38 protein-coding genes and 1 pseudogene are annotated in these 24,788 nt (G+C 53.8%); 31 read left to right on the top strand and 8 right to left on the bottom strand.

Annotated elements, in window-relative coordinates; genetic code table 11:
- Positions 1-40: 40 nt before the first annotated feature.
- The 5 genes from H7R58_RS19000 to H7R58_RS18980 form a co-directional block, all read right to left on the bottom strand.
- The gene (locus H7R58_RS19000) at positions 41-727 is read right to left on the bottom strand and encodes a single stranded DNA-binding domain-containing protein (protein ID WP_182934499.1); all 687 of its coding nucleotides are present in this window, start codon (positions 725-727) and stop codon (positions 41-43) included.
- Positions 728-743: 16 nt separating this feature from the next.
- A complete protein-coding gene (locus H7R58_RS18995; RefSeq protein WP_000537165.1) occupies positions 744-1,412 on the bottom strand; it encodes a DEAD/DEAH box helicase family protein in 669 nt (222 codons plus the stop codon).
- On the bottom strand, positions 1,412-2,083 hold the full coding sequence (gene exoX, locus H7R58_RS18990; protein ID WP_021242891.1) for an exodeoxyribonuclease X: 672 nt from the start codon (positions 2,081-2,083) through the stop codon (positions 1,412-1,414). The genes H7R58_RS18995 and exoX overlap by 1 nt, the downstream gene beginning before the upstream one ends.
- A 201-nt stretch (positions 2,084-2,284) precedes the next feature.
- Entirely contained in the window at positions 2,285-3,580 is a 1,296-nt protein-coding gene (locus H7R58_RS18985) for a leucine-rich repeat domain-containing protein (RefSeq protein WP_182934498.1), read from the bottom strand.
- Positions 3,581-3,665: 85 nt separating this feature from the next.
- Positions 3,666-3,866 (bottom strand): cell division protein FtsZ, encoded by a 201-nt coding sequence (locus tag H7R58_RS18980; protein ID WP_114675777.1) that lies wholly within the window; start codon positions 3,864-3,866, stop codon positions 3,666-3,668.
- Between the two features lie 188 nt (positions 3,867-4,054).
- Here H7R58_RS18980 and H7R58_RS18975 point away from each other — a divergent pair, with 188 nt between their 5' ends.
- A complete protein-coding gene (locus H7R58_RS18975) occupies positions 4,055-4,282 on the top strand; it encodes a hypothetical protein (protein ID WP_227674935.1) in 228 nt (75 codons plus the stop codon).
- Positions 4,283-4,309: 27 nt separating this feature from the next.
- Here H7R58_RS18975 and H7R58_RS18970 read toward each other — a convergent pair whose 3' ends face one another.
- Entirely contained in the window at positions 4,310-5,080 is a 771-nt protein-coding gene (locus H7R58_RS18970; protein ID WP_182934497.1) for an XRE family transcriptional regulator, read from the bottom strand.
- An 84-nt stretch (positions 5,081-5,164) separates the two neighbouring features.
- Between H7R58_RS18970 and H7R58_RS18965 the strand changes: the two genes are divergently transcribed.
- The 30 genes and pseudogenes from H7R58_RS18965 to H7R58_RS18820 all read left to right on the top strand — a co-directional run bounded on the left by H7R58_RS18965 (position 5,165) and on the right by H7R58_RS18820 (position 23,688).
- Entirely contained in the window at positions 5,165-5,410 is a 246-nt protein-coding gene (locus tag H7R58_RS18965) for a helix-turn-helix domain-containing protein (RefSeq protein WP_047716431.1), read from the top strand.
- 36 nt (positions 5,411-5,446) lie between these two features.
- A complete protein-coding gene (locus H7R58_RS18960) occupies positions 5,447-5,767 on the top strand; it encodes a CII family transcriptional regulator (RefSeq protein ID WP_114675778.1) in 321 nt (106 codons plus the stop codon).
- Between the two features lie 3 nt (positions 5,768-5,770).
- Entirely contained in the window at positions 5,771-5,920 is a 150-nt protein-coding gene (locus H7R58_RS18955) for a hypothetical protein (RefSeq protein WP_182934496.1), read from the top strand.
- Positions 5,921-6,099: 179 nt separating this feature from the next.
- On the top strand, positions 6,100-6,246 hold the full coding sequence (locus tag H7R58_RS25335; protein WP_178328224.1) for a hypothetical protein: 147 nt from the start codon (positions 6,100-6,102) through the stop codon (positions 6,244-6,246).
- Between the two features lie 52 nt (positions 6,247-6,298).
- Positions 6,299-7,126 carry a replication protein gene (locus tag H7R58_RS18945; RefSeq protein WP_264986751.1) on the top strand — a complete coding sequence of 276 codons (828 nt, stop codon included), beginning with the start codon at positions 6,299-6,301 and terminating at the stop codon, positions 7,124-7,126.
- On the top strand, positions 7,123-8,520 hold the full coding sequence (locus H7R58_RS18940) for a DnaB-like helicase C-terminal domain-containing protein (RefSeq protein WP_182934494.1): 1,398 nt from the start codon (positions 7,123-7,125) through the stop codon (positions 8,518-8,520). The genes H7R58_RS18945 and H7R58_RS18940 overlap by 4 nt, the downstream gene beginning before the upstream one ends.
- A complete protein-coding gene (locus tag H7R58_RS18935; protein ID WP_045399478.1) occupies positions 8,520-8,810 on the top strand; it encodes a DUF4406 domain-containing protein in 291 nt (96 codons plus the stop codon). Before H7R58_RS18940 ends, H7R58_RS18935 begins: the two co-directional genes overlap by 1 nt.
- Positions 8,807-9,286, top strand: coding sequence for an ead/Ea22-like family protein (locus H7R58_RS18930; RefSeq protein WP_413774304.1), 480 nt, complete (start codon positions 8,807-8,809; stop codon positions 9,284-9,286). The genes H7R58_RS18935 and H7R58_RS18930 overlap by 4 nt, the downstream gene beginning before the upstream one ends.
- Positions 9,283-9,765, top strand: coding sequence for a hypothetical protein (locus H7R58_RS18925; RefSeq protein ID WP_021241750.1), 483 nt, complete (start codon positions 9,283-9,285; stop codon positions 9,763-9,765). Before H7R58_RS18930 ends, H7R58_RS18925 begins: the two co-directional genes overlap by 4 nt.
- Positions 9,766-9,875: 110 nt before the next feature.
- Positions 9,876-10,166, top strand: a pseudogene (locus tag H7R58_RS25330) (dATP/dGTP pyrophosphohydrolase domain-containing protein); the annotation flags it as partial.
- 130 nt (positions 10,167-10,296) lie between these two features.
- Complete coding sequence (locus H7R58_RS18915) at positions 10,297-10,635, top strand: hypothetical protein (protein WP_182934493.1); 339 nt, start codon at positions 10,297-10,299, stop codon at positions 10,633-10,635.
- Between the two features lie 145 nt (positions 10,636-10,780).
- Positions 10,781-11,380, top strand: a complete 600-nt coding sequence (locus H7R58_RS18910; protein ID WP_182934492.1) for a DUF1367 family protein — start codon at positions 10,781-10,783, stop codon at positions 11,378-11,380.
- Entirely contained in the window at positions 11,380-11,586 is a 207-nt protein-coding gene (locus tag H7R58_RS18905; protein WP_182934813.1) for a hypothetical protein, read from the top strand. The genes H7R58_RS18910 and H7R58_RS18905 overlap by 1 nt, the downstream gene beginning before the upstream one ends.
- Positions 11,587-11,588: 2 nt before the next feature.
- Positions 11,589-12,008 (top strand): hypothetical protein, encoded by a 420-nt coding sequence (locus tag H7R58_RS18900; RefSeq protein ID WP_182934491.1) that lies wholly within the window; start codon positions 11,589-11,591, stop codon positions 12,006-12,008.
- A complete protein-coding gene (locus H7R58_RS18895) occupies positions 12,005-12,604 on the top strand; it encodes a recombination protein NinG (RefSeq protein WP_182934812.1) in 600 nt (199 codons plus the stop codon). The genes H7R58_RS18900 and H7R58_RS18895 overlap by 4 nt, the downstream gene beginning before the upstream one ends.
- Positions 12,601-12,738, top strand: a complete 138-nt coding sequence (locus tag H7R58_RS18890) for a YlcG family protein (protein ID WP_000142505.1) — start codon at positions 12,601-12,603, stop codon at positions 12,736-12,738. The genes H7R58_RS18895 and H7R58_RS18890 overlap by 4 nt, the downstream gene beginning before the upstream one ends.
- On the top strand, positions 12,735-13,424 hold the full coding sequence (locus H7R58_RS18885) for a bacteriophage antitermination protein Q (RefSeq protein WP_182934490.1): 690 nt from the start codon (positions 12,735-12,737) through the stop codon (positions 13,422-13,424). Before H7R58_RS18890 ends, H7R58_RS18885 begins: the two co-directional genes overlap by 4 nt.
- A 235-nt stretch (positions 13,425-13,659) precedes the next feature.
- Positions 13,660-13,983 carry a phage holin, lambda family gene (locus H7R58_RS18880; RefSeq protein WP_000783764.1) on the top strand — a complete coding sequence of 108 codons (324 nt, stop codon included), beginning with the start codon at positions 13,660-13,662 and terminating at the stop codon, positions 13,981-13,983.
- On the top strand, positions 13,967-14,416 hold the full coding sequence (locus H7R58_RS18875; protein ID WP_016243559.1) for a lysozyme: 450 nt from the start codon (positions 13,967-13,969) through the stop codon (positions 14,414-14,416). Before H7R58_RS18880 ends, H7R58_RS18875 begins: the two co-directional genes overlap by 17 nt.
- Positions 14,413-14,880, top strand: coding sequence for a lysis protein (locus H7R58_RS18870; RefSeq protein ID WP_001549455.1), 468 nt, complete (start codon positions 14,413-14,415; stop codon positions 14,878-14,880). Before H7R58_RS18875 ends, H7R58_RS18870 begins: the two co-directional genes overlap by 4 nt.
- A 198-nt stretch (positions 14,881-15,078) precedes the next feature.
- The gene (locus H7R58_RS18865; RefSeq protein WP_112026920.1) at positions 15,079-15,597 is read left to right on the top strand and encodes a Rha family transcriptional regulator; all 519 of its coding nucleotides are present in this window, start codon (positions 15,079-15,081) and stop codon (positions 15,595-15,597) included.
- Between the two features lie 60 nt (positions 15,598-15,657).
- Positions 15,658-16,278 (top strand): putative metallopeptidase, encoded by a 621-nt coding sequence (locus H7R58_RS18860; RefSeq protein WP_016243560.1) that lies wholly within the window; start codon positions 15,658-15,660, stop codon positions 16,276-16,278.
- Positions 16,279-16,309: 31 nt separating this feature from the next.
- On the top strand, positions 16,310-16,783 hold the full coding sequence (locus H7R58_RS18855; RefSeq protein ID WP_182934489.1) for a DUF2280 domain-containing protein: 474 nt from the start codon (positions 16,310-16,312) through the stop codon (positions 16,781-16,783).
- A 2-nt stretch (positions 16,784-16,785) separates the two neighbouring features.
- A complete protein-coding gene (locus H7R58_RS18850) occupies positions 16,786-18,408 on the top strand; it encodes a TerL protein (RefSeq protein ID WP_182928346.1) in 1,623 nt (540 codons plus the stop codon).
- Positions 18,408-19,877 (top strand): DUF1073 domain-containing protein, encoded by a 1,470-nt coding sequence (locus H7R58_RS18845; protein ID WP_000113515.1) that lies wholly within the window; start codon positions 18,408-18,410, stop codon positions 19,875-19,877. The genes H7R58_RS18850 and H7R58_RS18845 overlap by 1 nt, the downstream gene beginning before the upstream one ends.
- A gap of 13 nt (positions 19,878-19,890) precedes the next feature.
- Positions 19,891-20,499, top strand: a complete 609-nt coding sequence (locus tag H7R58_RS18840) for a phage head morphogenesis protein (protein WP_054623430.1) — start codon at positions 19,891-19,893, stop codon at positions 20,497-20,499.
- Between the two features lie 14 nt (positions 20,500-20,513).
- A complete protein-coding gene (locus H7R58_RS18835; protein ID WP_049040992.1) occupies positions 20,514-20,714 on the top strand; it encodes a hypothetical protein in 201 nt (66 codons plus the stop codon).
- Positions 20,711-21,889 (top strand): DUF2213 domain-containing protein, encoded by a 1,179-nt coding sequence (locus tag H7R58_RS18830; protein ID WP_182934488.1) that lies wholly within the window; start codon positions 20,711-20,713, stop codon positions 21,887-21,889. The genes H7R58_RS18835 and H7R58_RS18830 overlap by 4 nt, the downstream gene beginning before the upstream one ends.
- Before the next feature lie 214 nt (positions 21,890-22,103).
- Positions 22,104-23,333, top strand: coding sequence for an integrase arm-type DNA-binding domain-containing protein (locus H7R58_RS18825; protein ID WP_109555198.1), 1,230 nt, complete (start codon positions 22,104-22,106; stop codon positions 23,331-23,333).
- A 142-nt stretch (positions 23,334-23,475) separates the two neighbouring features.
- Positions 23,476-23,688, top strand: a complete 213-nt coding sequence (locus H7R58_RS18820) for a helix-turn-helix transcriptional regulator (protein WP_044702604.1) — start codon at positions 23,476-23,478, stop codon at positions 23,686-23,688.
- A gap of 139 nt (positions 23,689-23,827) precedes the next feature.
- On the opposite strand, the gene H7R58_RS18815 is transcribed toward H7R58_RS18820, so the two are convergent.
- Together H7R58_RS18815 and H7R58_RS18810 are read right to left on the bottom strand one after the other, a co-directional pair.
- Entirely contained in the window at positions 23,828-24,187 is a 360-nt protein-coding gene (locus H7R58_RS18815) for an HVO_A0114 family putative DNA-binding protein (protein WP_044702603.1), read from the bottom strand.
- Positions 24,188-24,191: 4 nt separating this feature from the next.
- Positions 24,192-24,473 (bottom strand): toxin-antitoxin system TumE family protein, encoded by a 282-nt coding sequence (locus H7R58_RS18810; RefSeq protein WP_044702602.1) that lies wholly within the window; start codon positions 24,471-24,473, stop codon positions 24,192-24,194.
- Positions 24,474-24,788: the final 315 nt, after the last annotated feature.

Here is a 24,788-nt window from a genome sequence, read left to right as displayed (position 1 = left end):
TCTATGTTTACATTCTTTACAGATAACTCTAAGGTCATCTTCAAAAAGGGATATCGTCGTCAAAGTCTACCGGTGGTTGACCGCTGTTCTGCTGCAAACGAGATTGTGGCGCGCCGCCAGTCTGATTTGCATAAGGGTTACCGCCATGTTGGGTATTGCGTGGTCCAGAGAACTGCGCGCCGCCGTGAATACGTTCGTCCTTATCCTTCATCGACATTTCAAGCGCGGCGATCGCTTCTGCTGGGGCGTTCTCAGCGTGTTCGGCGTAGGTCTTACGCGTTCCCGGCTGGAAAACGTGGCGCACTTCGAACTTGTAGCCGTCGCCGCCGTCGTTTTTGGTGTACAGCACCTTCTGGAGGAACAGGCCCACCTTTTTGCCAACCAGTGCCGGGCAGTGCCATTCGATGCCGTTTTGGCCCTGTACCTGCTGCGGTTGCGCCTGTTTGACCTGGGCGACCCACATCAGCGCTGATACCAGCCCCATGCCGAAAGTCTGCTGGCCGTCTTTGCCGAGGAAGTTAATGCGCAGGAAATTCGCCTTGAGCCCGTTGGAATCCAGGCTCAGTTCGAGCGCCTGGGACTGGCTGCCATCTTTCCCGAAGGTGTACACCGCAGAAACGATTTCGCCCTCGTAAGCGCCGGTTTCGCTGATCCCGCCTGTTGCGCCAGCTTTCTTCGCCATCTCAGCAGTTTCGTTGTTCCACATAAAAGTCATTGGTTGGTTCATCGTTAATTCCTCAGAGTTACAATTCGGTCATAAATTCGGTGATAGCCACGTCTACGGCGTGGAGGTCGTTGTCCATTTCCGTCTGATCAGGGAACAGGTCAGGCGGTGCTTTGGCGGTGTCGTTGTCATCGCCTTTGATGAGAAAGACGTGTTTGCCGTCCTTTTTGATGGCGCGCAGCACGATGGAGAAATAGCCCTCTGGCGTCAGCTTTTCGTTGAGCATCTTTCCGGTAGTCTTCATGCGGATCTTTCCCTCGGTCTCTTCGGTGTGAGCCAGGAAATAAACGCGGAAGTCGTCCGGCAGTTCGGTGGCCGCCATGATGATTCGCCAGATGTGATCTGCCATTTCGGTGAACTTGGCATAGCCGGTCTGGTACGCGCGGTTCATGTTTTCGTGCTGCATGACCACCTGGAAATCGTCGATGATCAGGACGCGGCGCGTTTTCGACTGCACCATGCGATAGATGGTATCCAGCACCGTTTCCCAGTTATCCGAGCGCAGAACGTTACCGCGCTGTTTGCTTCCGTCTGGCAGCAGCTTGCCGTGAAGTTTCCAGCCCGCAGACTTGAACGGCAGCATTTTGGGGATGCACTGGAGCAGCATCACATCGTCCGGATTGAAGTTGCGCAGGCTGTAGGACTTGCCCGCGCCAGAATCACCGAGGATCAGCACTGGAGTACCCATCATTTACCCCCGCTCAGCCAGTGTTCAGCCGTAAACAGCACGTCTTCGTCGTCGCTGTTGGCAACGAGCCAGCGCAGGTAACCCGGTTCTGTTTTTGCCAGCTCTGCGAACGGGACGCCTTTATGCTTACCGAAGCGGAGCGCATGCAGCAGGGAAGGGTTATTGGAGATGGCCCGCATTTCGCCCATCGTCCATTTCGCCAGGCGGCCCATATAGAGCAACAATTCGGCGGTGACGTAGCAGTCATACAGCGCGCGGTGGGCGTAAAGCCCTTCCGGTACTTCCGGTTTCAGCCCGAGGCTGTAACGCAGGTACTGGTTACTGTGGCTCTTGTGCTCCGGCAGGAGCGAACGCGCCAGCTTGGCGGTGCAGATCCACGGCGCATCAATCTGCGGCAGCTTGGATTTGTCGAACTTCGCGTTGTGAGCGACGTAGGCATCAGCCCCCAGATAGCGGCCAATTACTTCACTGAGCAGCGGCGCGCCTTCCACCATGTCTTCGGTGATATGGTGAATAGCCATGGCCTCAAAACCGATCGCCACGCCTGGCTTAACGAGGTCGCTCATTGGGTTGCAGATCACACCATCGACAATATCGACGCTGGCGATTTCCACCACGGTTTCCGGGCCGCCTTCCAGCCCTGTCGTTTCGGTATCAATGACACGCAGCATTATTAATCCCCTGTGTTCTGTAATCACAAACTGCATCGAAGTGCGCGAGCTGGTGGGCGATGGCCTCAAGGTCAGCTGGCGATAAGTGGTACATCAGGCACAGCAGCGCGATAAGGTTCATGGCTTGCTGTTGGTTTTCGGAGCGCATCGCTTTTTCTCCTGTTCTGGAAGCCCGGCACCGTGGAGGCTGCCGGAATCAATTCAGTCTTTCGGATTGAGCTTTTCTGTCAGTTCTGCCACACAATCACGCCCGGCCTTTTTGTATGCTTCGGCTGCATTGCCGTCATACTTGTCGTCTACTGCCTGTTCGAACTGCTCGATGGAACCGAAGAAGCAACCAGCGGCGATCCGAAACTCTTTGTCGGTCCACATAGCGAAGATGGTACGGCTGGAGTAACCGCAGTTTTCACGGTAAGAAACGTTCGTGATCTTCTCCGGGCGCAGGTAGAGCGAGCCGCCCACGGTCAGATTGTCCGGCAGCGCGGTGATGCTGGTGCCGCGCAGGTAGAGCGAGCCGCCCACGGTCAGATTGTCCGGCAGCGCGGTGATGCTGGTGCCGCGCAGGTCGAGCGAGCCGCCCACGGTCAGATTGTCCGGCAGCGCGGTGATGCTGGTGCCTTCCAGGTCGAGCGAGCCGCCCACGGTCAGATTGTCCGGCAGCGCGGTGATGCTGGTGCCGCGCAGGTAGAGCGAGCCGCCCACGGTCAGATTGTCCGGCAGCGCGGTGATGCTGGTGCCTTCCAGGGCGAGCCAGCCGCCCACGGTCAGATTGTCCGGCAGCGCGGTGATGCTGGTGCCGCGCAGGTAGAGCGAGCCGCCCACGGTCAGATTGTCCGGCAGCGCGGTGATGCTGGTGCCGCGCAGGTAGAGCGAGCCGCCCACGGTCAGATTGTCCGGCAGCGCGGTGATGCTGGTGCCGCGCAGGTAGAGCGAGCCGCCCACGGTCAGATTGTCCGGCAGCGCGGTGATGCTGGTGCCTTCCAGGTCGAGCCAGCCGCCCACGGTCAGATTGTCCGGCAGCGCGGTGATGCTGGTGCCGCGCAGGTAGAGCGAGCCGCCCACGGTCAGATTGTCCGGCAGCGCGGTGATGCTGGTGCCTTCCAGGTCGAGCGAGCCGCCCACGGTCAGATTGTCCGGCAGCGCGGTGATGCTGGTGCCTTCCAGGTCGAGCGAGCCGCCCACGGTCAGATTGTCCGGCAGCGCGGTGATGCTGGTGCCGCGCAGGTAGAGCGAGCCGCCCACGGTCAGATTGTCCGGCAGCGCGGTGATGCTGGTGCCTTCCAGGTCGAGCGAGCCGCCCACGGTCAGATTGTCCGGCAGCGCGGTGATGCTGGTGCCGCGCAGGTCGAGCGAGCCGCCCACGGTCAGATTGTCCGGCAAGGCGTCGACGCCGCTAACATCTTCCAGATCCAGGTTGTTGGTGACGGTGATATTTCCGTTATCAGAAACGGTGTGCTGAATATCGTTTTTAACGAGGTGCTTAATTAAGTCGAACATTGCTGATCCTTAAATTTTGGGTGTAGAAGTCCTGTCGCTTGATTAGCCGACCATTCGGTTAAATTCGGTTTTACTGACGTTCCCGCTAATGGATGGCGGGTTTACCGTGCTGGTTGAGATAAACCTCTATCTCGTCGTTAGTGGTGCGCAGGCGCTCAAACAGGGTGAACAGATACAACCCTTTGCCTACGTTTGCAGATGCGCGGTATGTGCGCCCCTGATACTTGACTAGCATGCCAGGTACGACGCTGGTTCTTGGTAATGTTGTTGTGCCGTAATTAGCCATCTCATCCCCTTGCCGTCTTCCCGGCTGCCAGAACTTTTACCCGGGCATTCGCGTTTGAATGTGTTGTTTGGATGAGATGATTATTAACCGTTGGTTATTTTTTGTCAATAACCGATGGTTAATTATTTTTATTTTGGTTAATAACCAACTGAAAAATAGGTTAATTTAGTTTTTAATCGTGGAGTGATATGATGAAAAAAACAGCTATTGAGGTGCTTATGGACTTTAATGAAGAGCGTGCGGGCTTGATTTCTGGGGCGATCGGGATGGCTGTGGTTAATCTTATTGCATTTGGTGTGCCAATCAATAGAGATAACCTTGTCGAAGAGCTGGAACGGGGAAGGCGTGAAACAGGGAACGTGATCGGGAAGGGGGTTAATCGAGATGCTGCGGAGATCGTTAGAAAAGGGGTGTAAAAATCCGGCTCAGTGGCCGGATTATGTCTATCTACGGTAACGCAAAACAGAGTACCAGAACACAAATCCGATGATTTCGACGTCGCTTTCGTTTGCCTCTTCGTCATCGTATTCACGATTGATGCTGCGGATTAACACCTTTCCTCCAGGCTTGCGGTAAAGCTGTTTGATTCGCTTTAAATCGCCTTGGTTGATTGCGTACAGCTCACCGTCAACGATTCGTTTATTTCCGGTGTCAACTGCAACGGTTGCACCATCAGGAATAACTGGTTCCATGCTATCACCGGAAGCTGGAAAACACAGAACACCCGAACCGTCAGTGCTGGCACCTACGCGCCGTAAAGTTGCTTTGGAAAAACGTAACTTGAAACCGTTGTAATCTTCATCAGTGACGCGCCCATCCCCGCAGGCAAATTCGATATCCTTCAAGAACGGCACTTCAACCTCATCTTCTGGTAGAGGGGTATTTCTATCCCAAGATTCGACAGTACCCCACTCACTTACAGGGGGGAGAGCATCATCAGATAATCGTTTTTCAGCGAGCTTTTCGCCTCGCCCATACTCAAGCCACTCTGGAGAAACCCCAAGCCATTTACTTAAAGCCATGATGTTTGTCATATCTGGGATTGCTGCGCCGTTAAGCCATTTCCAGATCCCTGGCTCAGAAACGTCAATACCTTGAGCTTTTAATGCGCTACGAATCCTGCCCGCGAGCCCACGCCCCGCCACACCAGCATCGAGACATGCAGTGTGTAGTCGTTTGGAGAACTCTTCTTTTAAATCTTCTTTTTTAACCATGCGTTAATTATCGAATAGAGTTGACATAACTGTCAGTTAAGAATTAATCTTAACCCGTAGTTAATTTGGTTAATGGAAAACGCTATGAATCCAATGCAATTCGCTATTGAAGCTGTAGGCGGCCAAACAGCAGCAGCTCGCCTATGCGGACTGTCGAATGTGGCTATTCATAAGTGGGTTAAGAACGCAGCCTTACCGCGCACTGAATACACAGAGAAAACCAATTATTCACAGATCCTTGCTGACGCATCTGGTGGGAAGTTCACCTCCGAATGGTTGCGTCAAGCAGCAAACCCAGACCGGGAAAAAGCACCCGATGCCGCCGCTTAATCAGCGGCATATGTTTTTACAAGGGTATTATCACCAATGGAGAACGCAATCGCACGAAAGTTAGACCCGCCAGTTATCAATCCGGTTGAGATAGAGAGCGTTCTGCTCACCCGGCTTGCATCAGTGGGCCAGAAGTCTTACGCCGAGCATATGGGCATCAGCGAGTCGACGGCCAGCAGGCGTAAAGCCGAAGGGCATTTCAGCACCATGGCGAAAGAGCTGGCCTTCCTAGGTATTCAGGCCGCGCCACCGGAAGCGGTGCTGGTATCGCGTGAATACCTTGCCTCAGTCGAAACGCTCGCTGATATCGGGCTGAAAGCCGAACGGGCAAGGCCGGGGCCGCTGGGGTGGGATTAAGCCATGAACCATATCGAATTCATCGATAAGCATGTGCGTGAAGAGCTGCTGAAGCTCGGTTTCTCTCTGGGAGTGGCTCAGGGGGGGGGCATTCCAGGCTATCGACATGTACAAGCGCATGAGCCAGGCAAGCAGAAAGGGGAAGATTTTTGATGATGTTTTACGGCACGCAAAGCTGTGGGCGGAGAAGCAGCAGTTACCCGCTGACCGCTGTGAGAAGCGAAAAGTTAAACGGAACGCCCAGCCGGGCCTGTTCTGAAAAGGCGAAAGCCGCGCTGGTGAGACAGCAACGGCTTTCAGGTGCAAATGTTCGACCAATTGCAGGAGGAATAATGGCAAAAAACAACCGCTATTACCAGACCGCTGTACATAAAAACAATACCCGCGACCGCTTCGTGCGTTCGATTAATCCGGTAGTGGCCGAGAAGATGCGCGCCATCCTGGAGGAGTTGAAGCGTAAGGAGGAAAGCCGTGGGTAATCTCGCAACAGTCATACCAATCAGACCGGCTCTTACGGTCGTGGAGCGTCGGGTGGCAGATCTTGATGATGGTTTTACGCGCCTGGCAAACATGCTTCTGGAAGAATACGCAGGTGCTGACCTGACGAAGCGACAATTCAAAGTCCTGCTTGCTGTTCTGCGCCTGACTTATGGGTGGAATAAGCCCATGGACAGGATTGCCAATTCTCAGATTGCTCAGATAGCAAGGCTGCCAGAAAAGCGCGTGAGTGAGGCGCGCGTCCAGCTCGTAGGAATGAACCTGCTAACCCAGGTTGGAAGGAGTATTGGACCGAATAAAAACACCGCCGAATGGTTACTGCCAGCCGGTGAAAGCTGCGATACAGAAAATCCCTCAAAACAGGGGATAAATGACGAGGAAGAAGAATCCCTCAATTCAGGGGATAATCCCTCAAATCAGGGTATCCCTCAAAATGAGGGAGAATCCCCTAAATCAGGGGAAGAAGAATCCCTCAATTCAGGGGAACACCAAAGACATATAAATACATTAAATACTAATACCCCCCAACCCCCAGAGGGGGAGTGTGTCGGGCAGGAAGAAAAACCTGTCTCAAAGAAAACCCAGATCGACTACCAGGCGGTACTGTCTGCATACAACACCACCCTGGGAGACCGCCTTCCCCAGGCAGAGGCACTAAACGACAAACGTCGCCGTGCTATCAAACGCCTGCTGACCGAACTGAAAGAGCCAACCGTCGAGGCTGTGGAGAATTACTTCGCTGCGTTCGCCGAGCGAGCACCAAAGTTTTATTTCGGGGAGAACGACCGGGGCTGGCGCGCCAGTTTCGATTATCTGCTGCGTTCTGACACCCTGCTGAAAACCAGGGAGAAGGCGCTATGACCGACATGAACATGATCCCGCAGAACATCGAAGCGGAACAAAGCGTGCTGGGCGGAATGATGCTGGATAGCGGTAGCGATCGTTGCCAGAAAGCTATGTCGATGCTCAAGCCTGAATCATTCTATGTCCGACCTCATCAGGTGATTTTCGCTGAGATGCGGGAGCTGGTAGCCAACCAGAAGCCCATCGACCTGATCACCCTGATTGAGTCACTGGAATCGAAAGGTCTTGGCGATCAGGCGGGTACATTTGCGTACCTAGCTGAAATATCCAAAAACACCCCCAGCGCGGCGAACATCGTTCACTACGCCATGCTCGTGCGCGAAAAAGCCATGGAGCGCTACGGCATCGACAAGCTGACCAGCGCCACCGAGCTGCTGTATTCCCGCAACGGGATGACCACCAGCCAGAAGTTTGACGCTATTCAGACCCTGTTCACCGATATCGCTGACTACGCGAAAACCGGTAACCGCCGAGGGCTCCGCGAGTTTTCGGAAGTGATGGGCGACTGGGTGGACGAGGTGGAAGCGCGCTGGAGCGACTCAGACGCAACGCGCGGACTGTCGACGGGGATTGGCTCGCTGGATGACCTGCTGCAACCGAAAGGGCTGGTTAAAGGCGCTCTGATGGTGATCGGCGCACGTCCAAAGATGGGTAAAACCACGCTGTATAGCCAGCTGGCCGTCAACTGTGCCGAAGTTGAGCAACTCCCCGCGCTGATGTTCAGCCTCGAAATGCCGGATAAGCAGATTGTGGAGCGCATGATCGGGCAGGTCAGCCGCGTGAATACCGACGTGTTTTATGGCGATCGGTACGACGATGCGCAAGTGGCAATGGCTTTTGCTGCTGGTGGACGTCTGGCCCAGACCGGGAATCTTTACGTCGACGACACGCCCGGGATCACGCTGGCGCACATCGTCGCAGAGTCACGCCGCATTAAACGCGAACGCGGCGCTGTCGGCATGGTGCTGGTGGACTACCTGACCCTGATGACCGCAGACAAGGCTGACCGTAACGATCTGGCCTACGGGATTATCACGAAGGGGCTGAAGAACCTGGCGAAGGAACTGAATTGCATCGTGGTGCTGCTTACCCAGTTGAACCGCGATCTGGAGAAGCGCACCAACAAACGCCCGATGCCGAGCGATTCCCGCGATACCGGGCAGATTGAGCAGGATTGCGATTACTGGATCGGCATTTACCGCGAAGGCGCATACGACGAAAACGCAGATCAGGCGGCTACCGAATTGCTGTTGCGCCTGAACCGCCACGGCCCGACTGGCGTTGTTTATTGTGACCAGCGTAACGGTGCGATCTACGACTGCGACCAGGCTGCTGCTGAGCAGAAACGCCGCGCGAATGATGCCAGACCCAACAAAAAGAGGGAATTTTGATGAAAATTTACATTGCTGGGCCAATGACCGGCATCCCGAAATATAACCGCCCTGCGTTCCATTTTGAGGCTATGCGCCTGGCTTCGGAAGGTCATGTGGTGTTAAACCCCGCGACGCTTCCCGATGGCCTGAGCCAGCCAGAGTACATGGATATTTGTCTCGCGATGCTCCGCTGCGCTGACGGCATTTTCCTGCTGTCCGGTTGGCAGAATTCCGCAGGCGCAAAAGCGGAACATGCTCTGGCTCAAAAGCTGGATCTGGAAATCATTCATCAGGAGAGTGCGGTATGACCAACAAAACCAAAGAACTCGTAGCTGCCGGGCATGCGCTGGCGAAAGAGCTGCATTGCGCTGAGTCTGCCGCACTGGTGCGTGAACTGGCTACGCAACTGGATGTGCAGCGTGCTCGCGCTGATGTGTTGGCTGACGCAGAGAAGCAGAACGCCGAGCTGAAAGACGAGAACGAGTACATTCGGAATCGCTTCAAAGAGCTTGATCGGATGTTCGGTAAGAACCTGCTTGTCATGCAAGCGGCTGTTATCGACTGGCGCACCACCGGCGACGCCAAGAACGGGATGGACTGGATTTTTAACACCCTGTTTGGTCCCGGTGAACTACCTAGCGAGGATGAGAAAGACGCTCAAGCCTATTTTGACCGCGAATACGCGCCACTCGACAAAGAGTTGATGGAACTTCACCAGTGGTTTTGGGAGCGCCATAAGCGCATTGAATCCAAAGGTCTTGATATTCAGGAAGGTGCCGCATGAACAGAATCACCGAAGGCAAAAAATACTGCTATCGCTACCATGACGGGAACGACAGCGAAGGCCGCCCGATCGTCACTTTGTGGAAGCGCGTAATCATTCGCGAGACAGAGAAGACTTTCTGGCATGTCGAAGATATGCCGTACATGACCAATGAGCAGCTTATTAAATACCGGACCGGTGGGCAGCCAGCCAACCAGAAATACCATGTTAAACGCTGCCTAAAAGGTGCTGATCGCTCCAGTTACCATTACACCATGGAAGAGGCTTTACAGGCATTTGTTCGTCGCAAAACCCACCAGATTAGCAAGATTCAGCTCGCAGAAGAAACAGCGCGCCTGTGTCTTGCCGGTCTTCGTGAAGCCGGGATCATTTCCGAGGGATATCGCTGTAAGGTCGAAAAATTGCCGGATAGCGATATATTCCTCGCTGCCAACCAGCCGGGGCCGATTGCATCAGAATATAGCTGGGGAGAATACTGATGGCTGATAAATTTCCACCAGCAAAAGGGCCGAAGGTGCCGCCTATGCAACCACGCATCACCATCAATATCGGCGAGTCGGCATCATCGGCGCAATTACGCAGATTGATACGTGATCGGCACGCTGCATGGTCACATGAAACCTTTGGTGATGTTGGCCCAATCGGTCCGCTGAAACACCTTGCGAAAGAAGCGCTGGAGGCAGCCGCCGCGCCAGATGATTTATCCGAGTGGGCGGATCTCCAATTTCTCTTGTGGGATGCCCAGCGGCGCGCCGGTATATCTGACGGCGAAATCACAGCAGCGATGGAAGAAAAGCTGAAAGTGAACATGGCGCGCCAGTGGCCTGAGCCGAAGGACGGAGAGCCGCGCCAGCATATTAAGCCAGCGCCGCAGCCAGTACCTGATTCTGTGATCAGCGCGGCAGTAAATGGAATTATGGCAACTTATGCCGACAATGAGGAAGGTTGCCGGGCAATGGTACGCACACATGTTGAACAAGCCTGTCGTGCCGCTATTCAGGAGTCCGGTCATGGCTAAATCTGCCGCTGAACGCAAAGCCGCCCAGCGATCCCGGCAAGCTGCTGCTGGCGGGCGTAAATTTGAGCTCATACTTGATACGCAGGAACTGGAGATGCTGGAGCGCAATTGTGCATCACGCCGCCCGGGGAGAGCTCCGTATGAAATGAGCGAATACGTTGCGATGCTGATTCGCCAGGACGATGCTCGCGTTCGTGGGCGCATCAAGTCAATCAGCGCGAACCGCTGCGGTAAATGCGGCGATGCGCTGCCAGTTAAGTCGTGCCCGTGCGACGGTGATTCGCAATGCTGGGTTACGCGTGGCTGGCACGAAACCAAATTAGCAGTGTGACATGTCACAATGGAATCAATAACATACAAGCCTCTTCGGAGGCTTTTTTTGTCGGCGTTAAATTGCTTTTGCCACAACGCCCAGCCATAATATCCCTGTCAGCCTGAACAACTGACACCCGGACATTCGCGCCACGGAGAACACCATGGCGCACGAACTACAACTCATTAAGCAATCATCAGGAATCCTGATCCCCGCTACGCCGGAGACCAGCGATATTCTGCAATCAAAAATCAAACTTGGCGCCGTGCTGGTAGCCGAATTTCGTCAGGTGAGGAATCCCGCATTCCATCGCCGTTTCTTTGCGCTCCTGAATTTCGGGTTTGAATACTGGGAACCTACTGGCGTGGCGATCTCCTCCAACGAACGCAAGCTGGTAACCGGGTACGCTAAATTCCTTGCCTCATTCGCGGGAAGCGAAGCAGCACTCCTGGATGCTGCCGAGCAATATCTGGACCGCATCGCCGATAAGCGCGCCGGTAGCATCAGCATCTGCAAATCCTATGATGCTTATCGCGCCTGGGTGATCGTCGAGTCTGGCCATTACGACGCTATACAGCTTCCTGACGGCACCCTTCGCAAACACCCCCGCAGCATTGCCTTCGCCAATATGGATGAAACCGAGTTCCAGCAGCTGTACAAAGCCGCGCTCGATGTTCTGTGGCGCTGGGTATTGTCCCGGGCATTCAAGACTCAGCGAGAAGCGGAAAACGCCGCTGCACAGCTCATGAGCTTTGCGGGGTGATGGTGATGAAATATCCCTGGTTCCACCATCACGAATGCACAACCGAGCAGGTCGGCGAGCTGGTGGCCTTTTACCGCCGTCGTGGCGCCACGGTAGAACGTAGCCTGAACTGCGACAATATCACCTGGACTGTCAGCGCAAAATTACCTGAATGCGAGCATCCGGCGCGTACACCAAGAACCTTTCGACAAAAGGTCTGGGGGTGATTATGGCTAAATCAGCGAAATGCCTGTTCTGCGGTAAACCTGCAACCTTGCTATGCGACGGGATCATTGGCTGGGATGCTGATGAGGACGAAAACCACCACCTCAGCAATGCGCGGGGAATTTTTACGTGCGACGCGCCGATGTGTGCTGAGTGCGGAACATGGCACGGCAATATCTTTTTCTCAGGCAAAGCGGGTGGCATGGAGACCCGTGATTATTGCCCTTTATGCGAAGCCCTTCACGCTAAAGGTGAAGTTATCCGGGAGGATCACAACCGAAAAGGCAAAGCCATTCGCGAGCCAGCCCTTCAGAAAGAGCAGGCCGCTATCATCCGGAAAGCACACTGGAATAGCTATCTAAACTCTCATCGCAGAGAGCTAAATGCGATTCAGGGAGGTGGACAACAATGCCTGCCATTCTGAAAAAGAAACCTCGCCGCAAGTGCACTGTATGCCGGGAATGGTTTTTCCCTGTTCGCACTGAGCAATATGTTTGTTCGTATGAATGTGCGTGCGTACACGGCAAAGCCACAAATGATGCCGCGAAAGCCGAGAAACAACGTGAAGAGAAAAAGCTTCGCCTGCAGGCAGAAAAGGACGATCGCAAACGCCAGGCGGATCGCCGAATAGCAGTGAAGCCGCTCAGCTACTTCATCAAGCAGGCCCAGCAGGCGTTCAACGAATTCATCCGGTACCGGGATCGACTACTTCCGTGCATCAGCTGTGGCCGAGAGCATGACGGGCAGTACCATGCCGGGCACTTCCGCACGACGGGGGCTAACCCGGAACTGCGATTCAACGAAGACAACTGTCATCGCCAGTGTGCCCCCTGTAATAACCACCTCTCCGGCAATCTGACTGCATACCGCCCGGCGCTGATCGCCAAAATCGGACAAGCCGGCTTTGACGTGCTGATGGGGCCGCACGAATTACCGAAATGGAAACGCGATGATTACATCCGGATCCGCGATGAGTACCGCGCAAAACTCAAAGAACTGAAAAAGCAGGAGGCCGCGTGACATTCGAAACCTACTTTGCCGATCACCTCCGCGTCCGCTGGCAAAGATTGCGCTTATACCATTTCCCCGGCTCAGTGCTGACGGACTACCGAATACTGAAGAACTACATCAAAACCATAGGCGGTGCTGTATGAACACTCAATTTCTTGAATACGTGCGCCAGCAGCTGATGGTGGCCACCGCCGATTTAAGTGGTGCGACGAAAGGGCAGTTGATGGCGTGGCTTGAGAACGCACAGTTCGATACTGGAACGTTTAAACGTAAAAAGCCTCGAGTGCTGGATGAAGTCACCGGGAAAATGATTACGCTGGATAACCCACCGATACCGGGCAAACAGTCGCATGCTAAGGGATCACATATTCCCTTGGTACAGCCGGTTGAATACTCCACAGCTTCGTGGCGCCGCGCGCTAATGTCACTCGAAGAACCCCAGAAGGCATGGTTGCTATGGAGCTACAGCGAAAACACCTGTTGGGACAATCAGGTCGCCATAACACGCTGGGCATGGGAACAATTCAGCGCGCAGTTGGCCGGGAAGCGCATAGCGAAGAAGACCATAGACAGATTGCGCCAGCTTATCTGGCTGGCGGCGCAGGATGTGAAGGCGGGGCTCGCAGGGCGTGAAATGTATAAGTATTGCGAGCTTGCTGAGATGGTAGGTGTAGAGGATAAAAACTGGTCCAAGACGTTTACAGAGCATTGGGAGGCTATGCTCGCCTTGTTTGGGTGCCTGGATCGAGAGTCATTGCTCGTCGTGACAAAAACACGTTCGCAACAAAAATCGATATTTTCGCAGCAGAGTATTGCAAAAGTAGATTAATTGGCATATATTTCGTGTAAATCTGATATTGTCGCCATAGCTTTGGTTGACGACCAAATTAATAAAACCTCGCTTCTGCGGGGTTTTCTGCATTTTAGGGCTGCCTACGGGCGGCCTTTTTCATATTCAGGCCTCACGGGAATCATCCGCTACGTGCTTTGTTGATAAATCCAGCCCGTGAAGCCTGACCCTTCTATCACACACAGCACCATCCGGAAAATCGGAGGTGAGGCCTATGAAAATGCCATACAAACAAGATTTCATCGCTGCGCTACTTGCCGCCAAGGAGCAGGGTATTGGTGCAATGCTGGCTTTTATCATGGCGTATCTGCGTGGTCGCTATAACGGCGGCGCGGTAACAAAAACGCTAATTGATGCGCTGATGTGCGCGATGATTGCCTGGTTCGTTCGTGACCTTCTGGACTTTATCGGCCTGAGCAGCAACCTCGCCTACATAGCCAGCGTCTTTATTGGATACATCGGCACCGATTCGATCGGCAATCTGATTAAAAAACTTGCAGCAAAAAAGGCGGGAGTTGACGATGCAAACCAGTCCTGACGGAATTGCTCTGATAAAAAAATTTGAAGGTTGTCGGCTGACTGCTTACCCCGACCCCGGAACGGGAGATGCGCCGTGGACCATCGGCTATGGCTGGACCCATCCGGTTGACGGAAAGCCAGTAAAGCGCGGTATGACTATCGACCAGCAAACCGCTGACAGGCTTCTGAAAACAGGGCTTGTTGGTTATGAGAATGACGTGCTGAAAGTTGTCAGGGTGAAGCTGACACAAGGCCAGTTCGATGCCCTGGTGTCGTTCACGTATAACCTCGGTGCGCGGTCATTGTCGACATCGACTCTCCTGCGAAAACTCAACGCCGGAGATTACGCTGGTGCAGCCGATGAGTTCCTGCGCTGGAATAAAGCTGGTGGGAAGGTGCTGAATGGGCTGACACGTCGGCGGGAGGCAGAGCGAGCTCTGTTCCTGTCATGATTAGCGCACTGGTTAAGCGTTACTGGCTGCAGTTGCTGGTGCTGGCGTTAATCGGCGCACTGGCTTTCTTCGTGAACCACTACCGCGACAACGCCATCACTTACAGAGACCAGCGCGATAAGGCCACTGAGAAACTCCTCCTGGCGACCGCCACCATTAAAGACATGCAGACCCGCCAGCGTGATGTCGCTGCACTGGATGCCAAATACACCGGAGAACTGGCTGATGCGAAAGAAACCATTGAGCGTCTGCATAGCGATGTCATTGCTGGCCGTAAGCGGCTGCAAGTCGCCGCCACCTGTGCAAAGTCAACGACCGGAGCCAGCAGCATGGGCGATGGAGAAAGCCCAAGACTTACAGCAGATGCTGAACTCAATTATTACCGTCTCCGAAGTGGAATCGACAGGATAACCGCGCAGGTTAACTACCTGCAGGAATACATCAGGACGCAATGCCTGAAATAATTTTTTTGCAAATCACAAAGTCAATTTAATGAGCCTCGCGATGCGGGGCTTTTTTATGTCCGCAGTAAACGCGCATCTCACGCGCATATTAACGAGAGCCTTTCAGTAAGCGAGCCTGAGAAATGCCGTTATAGGTGGCGACCTCTCTCGGGCGGCTTTTCTGTGAGACAGGCTCACTTTCTAAAAGGTAAAGACGCTATGAATAATCCGTCAGTTATTCCGGCCTTCGACTTCCGCGAAATGGTCACGACCCTCGACAACAAGATAATCACCACATCACTCAAGGTGGCGGATTACTTTGGCAAGCGACACAAAGACGTTTTGCGTGCCATACGTAACCTGAAATGCTCCGATGACTTCACCCAGCGCAATTTTGCGCCCATTGATTTCATTGATAAAAATGGCGATGTTCAGCCTATGTATAACATCACCCGCGACGGATGCATGATGCTAGTGATGGGATTCACTGGCAAAACAGCTGCCGCAGTGAAGGAGTGTTACATCAATGCCTTCAACTGGATGGCCGAGCAGCTAAACCGGCGCATGGCGATAGGTGAAGAATTGCAGCATCGCTACGCCATCAAAGAAACGCGCTCAAAGCTGAAAGGCACGATCGGAAGCCGTTTGATGAACGAGCGGAAGAAAGAGAAGCGCGTCCTGGAGCTCGAACATGAGCACATCATGCAGGTAACGCAGCCGGAATTACTTATTGGCTGATCGCGGCATTACAGAAGCCCTTCATTGAGGGGCTTCGATAATGGAGCACTGGAATTATTCATGAACAGACCACACCCACCAGCGCATTTTACGATGCCACCTGACCCGAAGCCGTACATCAGCATTATGCCCGCTAATGACGTTGGCGAGTGGCTGAATCAGCACATCCTGAGCGATGAGGGTGACCTCTACAACCATGACCACCAGCATTTGCTTGAAGCGGATCTGTGCTTTCTCTGGGCGTCTAACGCTTTCGAGAAGAAAGGGCGTTCCGTGCTGGGGCAGGCGGAAGAAGTGGCAATGCGGGCTGGAGGCTGGCAGAAAGCGCGGATGGAGCAGCAGATGTATGAATGGTTCGGCAGGGTGCCGCAGTTCATCATCACGCTGGCCGCTGATTACTGCTCGCAATGTTCCGATCTGGAATTCTGTGCGCTGATAGAGCACGAGCTTTATCACATCTGCCAGGCGACAGATGAATTTGGCGCGCCGAAGTTCACGCAGGAAGGGCAGCCAAAGCTGAAGCTGCGCGGCCATGACGTGGAAGAGTTTGTGGGCGTGGTTCGCCGTTACGGTGCAAGCCGGGACGTGCAGGAAATGATTGATGCGGCGAATCAGCCAGCGGAGGTTGCTCATCTCGATATTGCCAGAGCGTGCGGGACGTGCATGCTGCGACTGGCTTAAATACTGGACTGTATAAGACGAATGGTGATTTATGGCTGCATTAAAACCTGATGTGAAAGCCTTCATCATTCAGTCGCTTGCGTGCTATGACACGCCATCGCAGGTGGTCGAGGCTGTCCAAAAAGAATTCGGGATCAAGATTACCCGCCAGCAGGCTGAATCTCACGACCCCACGAAGGCCAGCGGTAAGACGCTCGCCAAAAAGTGGATCGAGATGTTCCACGCGATGCGCGAACGGTTCCTGACCGAAACCAGCGACATTCCGATCGCGAACAAATCCTATCGCCTCCGCGTGCTTGACCGCATGGCAACCAAAACCGAGGGGATGAAAAACTTCTCCCTGACGGCGCAGCTGATTGAACAGGCCGCGAAAGAGGTTGGCGACGCTTACACCAATAAGCTGAAGGTTGAAAGCACTGGCAAGGATGGCGGCCCGATCAAGACCGAGACGACCAACCTCACCGCAGATCAGGCCGCAGAGATTTACCGCAAGATGATGGGGTGATCATGCCTCTCCCGTTTGAATTCGATTTCAGAAACCCTGATTACCAGATGGTTTTTGAATGGCGGATGGATCGCTTACAGCGCATTCGCCAGAACCCTGAAATGCTGCCAGCGCTAAAGCAGTTTTACCGCACCAACCCGGCACAGTTCATCATCGACTGGGGTATGACGACTGACCCGCGTAACATCGATTATGGCCTGCCGGTCACCATCCCTTTTCTGCTGTTCCCGAAACAGGAAGAATGGATTCACTGGATCATGGAGCGGCGCGAACGGCTGGAGAACGGCATCACCGAAAAGAGTCGCGAAATGGGGCTCAGCTGGACGGCGATCGGGCTGGCTTGCTCGCTCTGCCTCTTCAACAAAGAAATGGTCATCGGCTTCGGCTCCCGTAAAGAGGAATACGTCGACAGCACCGGAGACCCGAAGGCGCTGTTCTGGAAGGCGCGCAAGTTCGTGGAAACGCTGCCCGTCGAGTTTCGCGGTTCGTGGGACGAGAAGAAGCACGCGCCGTACATGCGCGTTGAGTTTCCCGATACTGGCGCGGTCATCAAAGGCGAGGCTGGCGACAATATCGGTCGTGGTGACCGTACCACCCTCTACCTGGTGGATGAGGCTGCATTCCTCCAGCGTCCTCTGCTGATTGACGCGGCGCTGTCGCAAACCACCCGCTGCCGTATCGACCTGAGCTCGGTTAACGGCATGGCGAACCCGTTCGCGCAGAAGCGTCACGGCGGGAAGATACCGGTATTCACATTCCACTGGCGAAATGACCCGCGCAAGGATGAAGAGTGGTATCGCAGGGAATGCGAGAAAATCGACAATCCGGTGGTGGTAGCGCAGGAACTTGACCTGAACTACAGCGCATCTGCGGAAGGCGTCCTGATCCCGTCCGATTGGGTACAGGCTGCCGTCGACGCTCATATTAAGCTGGGCATCCAGCCAACGGGCAAACGCCTGGGCGCGATGGACGTCGCCGACGAAGGCCGGGACAAAAACGCCTTTTCGACCCGTCACGGCTTCCTCCTGGAGAACGTGCGGGAATGGTCCGGCGTGGGCAGCGACATTTACCAGTCCGTTGAGAAGGTCTTCGGCTTTTGCGAACAGGACAACCTCGAAGAATTTCGCTTCGACGAGGACGGCCTGGGCGCTGGCGTTCGCGGCGATGCACGCGCCATCAACGAACTGCGTAACGCTGCGCGCCGACCGTCAATACTCGCCACACCGTTTCGCGGTAGCGGCGCGGTGTTTGATCCGGACGACGAAGCGGTGCGCGGCGACAACGGACAGGCCGCCCGCCTGAACAAGGACTTCTTTGCTAACGCCAAGGCCCAGAGCTGGTGGCAATTACGCAAGCTTTTCCAGAACACCTATCGCGCCGTGGTTGAGGGAATGGCCTACAACCCGGACGAAATTATCTCAATCAGCAGCGCCATGGCGAGCAAAGACAAACTCATCATCGAGCTGTCGCAACCGACCTATTCCATTAACGGTGTGGGGAAAATCGTTGTTGATAAACAGCCTGACGGCACCAAGTCGCCGAACCTCGCCGACTCGGTGATGATCAGCTACGCGCCAATGAATTCAGCCCTGAACATCTGGGAGCTGCTAGGGAGACAGGCCTGATGGCACGAAACAAGCAATCCTCTCAGCGAACGGCACAGGCCACCGCTGACGGCTACGAGAACTTCGTCGCCCGCGTTGGGATGCAGACGCCTAACCAGCATTCAGCATCGACCTACCGGGCGAACTTCACCAGCCGCAACCGCATGCTGGTGGAATGGTCATATCGCGGTTCGTGGGTTATCGGTGAAGCGGTCGACGCTATCCCGGACGATATGACCCGAAAGGGCATTCGCATCACTTCGGAGATTGACGCCAAAGACCGTGGCACCCTCGAAGCGCAACTGGATGAGTTGCAGATCTGGGATGCGCTGAACGACGTGCTGAAATGGTCGCGTCTCTACGGCGGCGCGGTCGGCTTCATCATGATCGAGGGGCAAGCACCAATGACCCCGCTGCGACTCGAAACCATTGGCGAGGGCAAGTTTAAGGGCATTCTCCCGCTCGACCGCTGGATGATTAACCCGGTGCTGACACGCCGCATTAAAGAGATGGGGCCGGACCTCGGCAAGCCTGAGTTTTACGACGTGGTGACCACCGCAACGGGCATTCCGGCCTGGCGCATCCATCACAGCCGCCTGATCCGCTTTGATGGCGTCACGCTGCCATTCCAGCAGAAGATGACCGAAAACGAATGGGGAATGTCGGTTGTAGAGCGTATCTGGGATCGGCTTACTGCGTTCGATAGCGCCACTGTCGGCGCGGCGCAGCTGGTCTATAAAGCGCATCTGCGTACCTATAGCGTGGAGAAGTTGCGCGAGCTTATCGCGCTTGGAGGCCCGGCGTTCGAGGCGCTGCTGAAGAACATCGACCTGATCCGCCAGTTCCAGAGCAATGAAGGCATGACGCTCATGGACTCGCGGGATAAGTTCGAAACCCACCAGTACAGCTTCAGCGGTCTGGATGACATTCTTTCGCAGTTTGCTGAGCAGATCAGCGGTGCCGTTGGTATCCCGCTGGTACGCCTGTTCGGTCAATCCCCGAAAGGCTTCTCTACTGGTGATGCAGACCTCGCCAACTATTACGACCGGGTGAGCTCATTGCAGGAGCGCCGCTTACGGCTGCCGATGCGCCGGATACTAGACATTATGCACCGCTCGGAACTCGGAAAGCCGCTGCCTGACGATTTCACGTTTGAGTTTAACCCGCTATGGCAAATGTCAGACGTTGACCGATCAACGGTGGCCGTAAACACCACCAACGCGATCAGTACCGCGCTGGGCGACGGATTGATGACGCGTAAGGCGGCGATGACCGACCTGCGCGAAAACTCTGACGTCACCGGCATCGGGGCATCCATTACCGACGAGGATATCGAGAATGCCGAAGACGAAGCGCCGCCAGGCATCGGCGAACTTGGCGACAAACCGCCAGAGTCGCCAGGCGGAGATCCGATATCGAACGAGCCTACGGCAGATAGCGCGGGCGGTCGGGGATATCGTAAATGGGCGCTACGATGGTTCAAACGATAGCGTCACCGAAATAATGGATGCGCTGGAGCGCTACAGCGAAATCATCACCCCCTGGGCGACGAAGGTTGCTGAGAACTTCACCGCAGACATAGCGCGCCAGAATGAAAAGCAGTGGCGTCAGCACAGCCGGAACATCAGCGCAGAACTACGCAACATGGTCGACCGCGCCCCGGTAGGCCAGGTGATGAAATCCATCGTCGCCGAGCAAATTAAGTACATCAAATCGCTGCCTCTTGAGGCCGCCGATCGGGTGTATGACATTCAGAACAAAGCCATCGAGGCCGTTGTGACTGGTGGCCGCGCTGAGCCATTCGCGAAAGAGATAGCTGCGTCCGGTGACGTGTCACGCTCACGAGCGAACCTTATCGCCCGGACTGAGCTTGGGCGCGCAACCGGTGCACTGGATCAGGCGCGTGCGCTGTCAATCGGCTCGAATGGTTATATCTGGCGTACAGCCGAAGATGGCGACGTCCGGCATTCTCATCGAGAGATGGAAGGGAAGTTTGTCGAATGGGGCCGACCTCCAACGCTTGACGGCATGACCGGTCACGCCGGGGAGTTACCTAACTGCCGTTGCTACAAAGAAATCGTATTCCCGACACCTCATCCCTATCTCGCCTGAATTGCAGGTAACCCATGGAAAAAACAATCTATTTCCTGAAAGAACAGGCCAGCGAAGCTACGCGCATCACTGCTAAATACAATGGCGTAGAGGCTATTTATCAATCTGTTGGTGATAGAGCAAAGCGCTGCCAACTTATAGGTCGTGGTAATGCGCGTCAGATAAAGCATCTGCTGCGTGAGTTTATTAAATCCACTAAGGCGGCGGATGGATGAAATATTTCTTCTACACCCAACTGGGGGAGACTCGCTATCGCCTGGCTGACGGCTCATTGCTTTGCAAAGACGTCCCCGTAGCCAGAACAGGAACTCAGCTGTATAGCGCGGCTGACCTGCCAAATCTTGAGCCTGACAAGCATGGTGAAATCGTCGTAACACGATCACCAGAGCAGGTATTCCACCCGGCGACGCTTGCCTCTTTTGAAGGGATGAGTATCACCATCCTTCATCCGGAAGACGAAGACGGTAATGTCCGTTTGGTGAACCCGCAGAACTGGAAAGAGCTGGCAAACGGGCATCTTCAGAACATCAGGCGTGGCACTGGCGAGCAGTCAGATTTAATGCTGGCTGACCTTATCGTCAAAGACGAAAACGCCATTCAGCTTATTGAGGATGGTCTGCGACAGGTGTCATGTGGCTATGACGCGGAGTACGAGCAGACCGAGCCAGGTAAAGCCGAGCAGGTCGATATTACCGGAAACCATGTGGCTCTTGTCCCTAAAGGCAGAGCCGGAAATCGTTGTGCAATTGGAGACAGAGACACAATGGCAAATCAAAAGAAAAGCTGGTGGACCCGCATGCGCACGGCCATCAAAACGGGTGACGCTGACACCATGAACGAACTGCTGGACTCTGCGCCAGCGGCGGTAACGGGTGACGAAGGGGATCTGCCGAGCGGCGTTAACCTCAACATTAACCTTTCACCGCAGCAACCATTGCCGGACAAAAAGCCGGAAATGGGCGGAGAGCCAACCGGCGACAGCGAGGACGATATCAAAACCTTGCTCAAAGCCCTGCTGGCTAAGCTCGAAGGAACTGCGACGGGCGATAACGACGAAGAGGAAACCACGATTACCGGTGACTCTGCCTATCGTGCCGAGGTTATCGTCCCGGGTATCGATCTGAGCCGTAAGGTGAAACCGACCGCGTTCAAACGTGATGTGCTGGCTGCCGCTGACAAAACACTGGTTCGCCAGGTTGTCGGTGATGCGGATATCCGCAAATTGCCCAAGCAATCGGTAGATATGGCGTTTAACGCCGTGTCTGAGATTGCCAAAGGGCGAAACACCCGCAGCACCACGGGCGATGCACAACGTCCAAATATGGGCATGACCAGCATCGCTTCCCTGAACAAACAAAACGCCGACTTCTGGTCTAACCGCAAAGGATAATCCAATGACTACATATCTGTACCTTATGCAACTAATATCTATTAATCAGTGCGTTATCGTTCGGAATCATACGGCGTTACTGGCCTGAACCATAAAAATGACACTCCGAACATGTGCGGATTTATTCGCCGGATTTCGCTTTGATTCGGTACATGAGGGACTAGAACGAGAATCATGCGCCGTTTGCATTACATGGTAGCCAGAGAGGTGTTGAATGATTGTTAGGCCACTAACTAGCGTCGAAGTGAAAAGCGCGAAGGCACAGGGCAAGGATTTCAGTTTGCACGATGGTTTCGGTTTGTTGCTTTACATCACAAGCCGGGGCGGTAAGTCATGGCGTTTTCGGTATGTACACCCGGTAACGAAGAAGAGACAAACCTATACCATTGGACGATACCCGGAGTTTACTTTGTCCGAAGCTAGGGAGGAACGTTCGAAACTGCGCCGTATGGTAGCGCGAGGGATAGATCCGAACGAAGTCAAAAAAGATGCCAGGAATGAACAGCGTAAAATGTACGCGCAGTCATTTCAGGCCGTTGCCGATGAATGGCTAAAAATCAAGATCAAAGAAGGTGCGAGGAGCAACACGCTTGAATCGCACAATGTGACGTTGAAGCATCTTTCCACGATTTTTAGGCATACCACGGTACATAAAATAAACGCAGCCGATACTATTCAGGCTTTTAAACCTTTCAGGGAAAGGCCGTCAACGCTTACGAAAATGGTTATTACCATTAACGCCATAATGGATTATGCGGTAAACATTGGGGTTATTGAGCACAACCCGCTATCGAAAATTGGTAAAGCATTCCCGGCTGAAAAAAACGAACCAAGAGCGACTTTACAGAAAGAGCGGTTGACAGAATTTTTAAGCGCATGGAACGAGTTGAGCTTATGGGAGCCGTCGAAACTGGCTTTATTATTTCAGATCATAACGATGGTCAGACCTACGGAGGCTGGCGGCGCTCTCTGGAATGAGATTGATTTCGATAATTCAGTCTGGCAAATCCCTGCAAGCCGGATGAAAGGAAAGCGCCCCCACGTAGTACCATTATCGAGCCAGGCTATAAACGTGCTTAAAGAGGCCGAGAAGTGGAAGCGCTGCGATTATGTTTTCCCCTCATGGAGAAAAGAAAATAAGCCGATCTCACGATGTGCTACTCAGGCCGGAATACATAAAACAGCGTTTAAAGGGCAGATAGTTCCTCATGGATTCAGGGCGTTGGCCTCGACCGTTTTGAACGATGAAGGGTTTAATCCTGACGTGATTGAGGCTGCCCTCGCCCATAAAAGTGCGGATGCGATTCGAAATGTTTATAACCGTAGCGACTATCTGGAAAAACGCCGGGTTTTAATGCAATGGTGGGGAGACTTTATCGAGGCCGCAGAACGTGGCGAAATACTGGAGACAAGCGGCGATAAGGGGTTAAGGCTGGTGGTATAAGGAATATCCATATCTGGATAATCATGATTTTAAAAGGGTTTAGCTGGCTTCATGCCAGCTTTTTTTATGCCCAAAGCTAACCGGAATGCGTTTTTTTTATTCAAATCATATATAATCATATCGAATATATGCGGAGGTTTTTATGTCTATAAGTGGCGGTGATATTCTGTTAAAAGGTGAAGTGAAAGCGCGTTTGCGTTATCGCTCAGACTCGTCATTCTACGAGTTCCTAAAAGACGAGAAAAACGGCTTTCCAATGCCTTTTAAAGTCGGTGGGCGTAACTGCTGGTATGAAGATGAAGTTGACGCCTGGATAAGTAAACAAAGCGAGAAGCGCGGGATCTGCACATCATGAATGTTCGCAGATTTGGGAGAGAGGGCTTGCTAACGGCTATCCGGGCAAGCCCTTTTTATTGTCAGTGGTGGGGATCTGTAACTTACGGCCACCAGCGCCGGTAATCACCTTCTGGCTGGTGGCTTTACTGACATGGCTATTACGCTGCCGCATCATCTGAATTGAATTCAATGTGAATTCTGTCATAAGGCAGTACGATTTTTTCGCCGTCTTTGTCCAGAACGCCGCCGTTAAGCAGTGACTGAACATCGTTATAAACACCGCGAAAATCACGGTTAACAATGCGTGATAGCTCGCGGATTGAGACGGCTTGCGCTCCCTCCATCGCTTTGATGATCTGCCAGCGGTTAGGGGCAAGCATCGTTTTAGCCAGTTGTTCTACAGTGGGGAAAATCAGTTCGGAACCGATGAAATCCCCGTTCATTGCGCGGGAGGCGTCGGACATGGCCACCCGGAAAGCATCATCAACGGTCATCACTCTGACGGTCAGCACTCGCATGGTATTACCTCCTCAACAGGTTTATGTCAGCCTGAAAGCTGGCGATCAGGTTCTCAATGGTGGTGAATGTCACCGGATATTCCCGATCATGGATGTGTTTGTGGTCGCCTTTGCCACGTTCGTTGTCGTAACGCATGACGCACTCGCCATCTACGATGTAGGCCAGGCTGTACTTGTATTGGTGCTGGCTACCTAAAATTGCCGGGTCTACTTCCAGAATGCGGATCGAGGCGAAAGCGTTATCAGCTATCTGGATACGGCGGTTCATCAACTCAACAGCGGGCATTGGCTTATCTCCTTGTTGATGTAAATAATAACATCACAAACAAATGATGTAAATGATTACATCATTGCGGGTAAGTTACCGATGGCATGAACGGTTCGCCGCTGGTGGCTCTTGATCTCCTGAAATCTCAGGGGATTGTCGGAGTCTGATTTTAATCGGCGGACTTCTCCGCCGATTGAGTGCGGGCAGTACGCTCCCTGTGTATCGGTTTCGGTTCTGGATGGATCGCGTTTCGTTTCTGGTGAATTTGCATTCGCAATTTGTCCGCAAAGCCTTGTCCCAACAGCCTTGAGAGGTTTTTTCTCTTTGCGAATT

The sequence above is a fragment of the Klebsiella sp. WP4-W18-ESBL-05 genome, from assembly GCF_014169075.1.
GTDB lineage: Bacteria > Pseudomonadota > Gammaproteobacteria > Enterobacterales > Enterobacteriaceae > Kluyvera > Kluyvera ascorbata_B.
The sequence above is the reverse complement of the archived record's forward strand: the minus strand, read 5'-3'. Positions and strand labels throughout refer to the sequence as shown.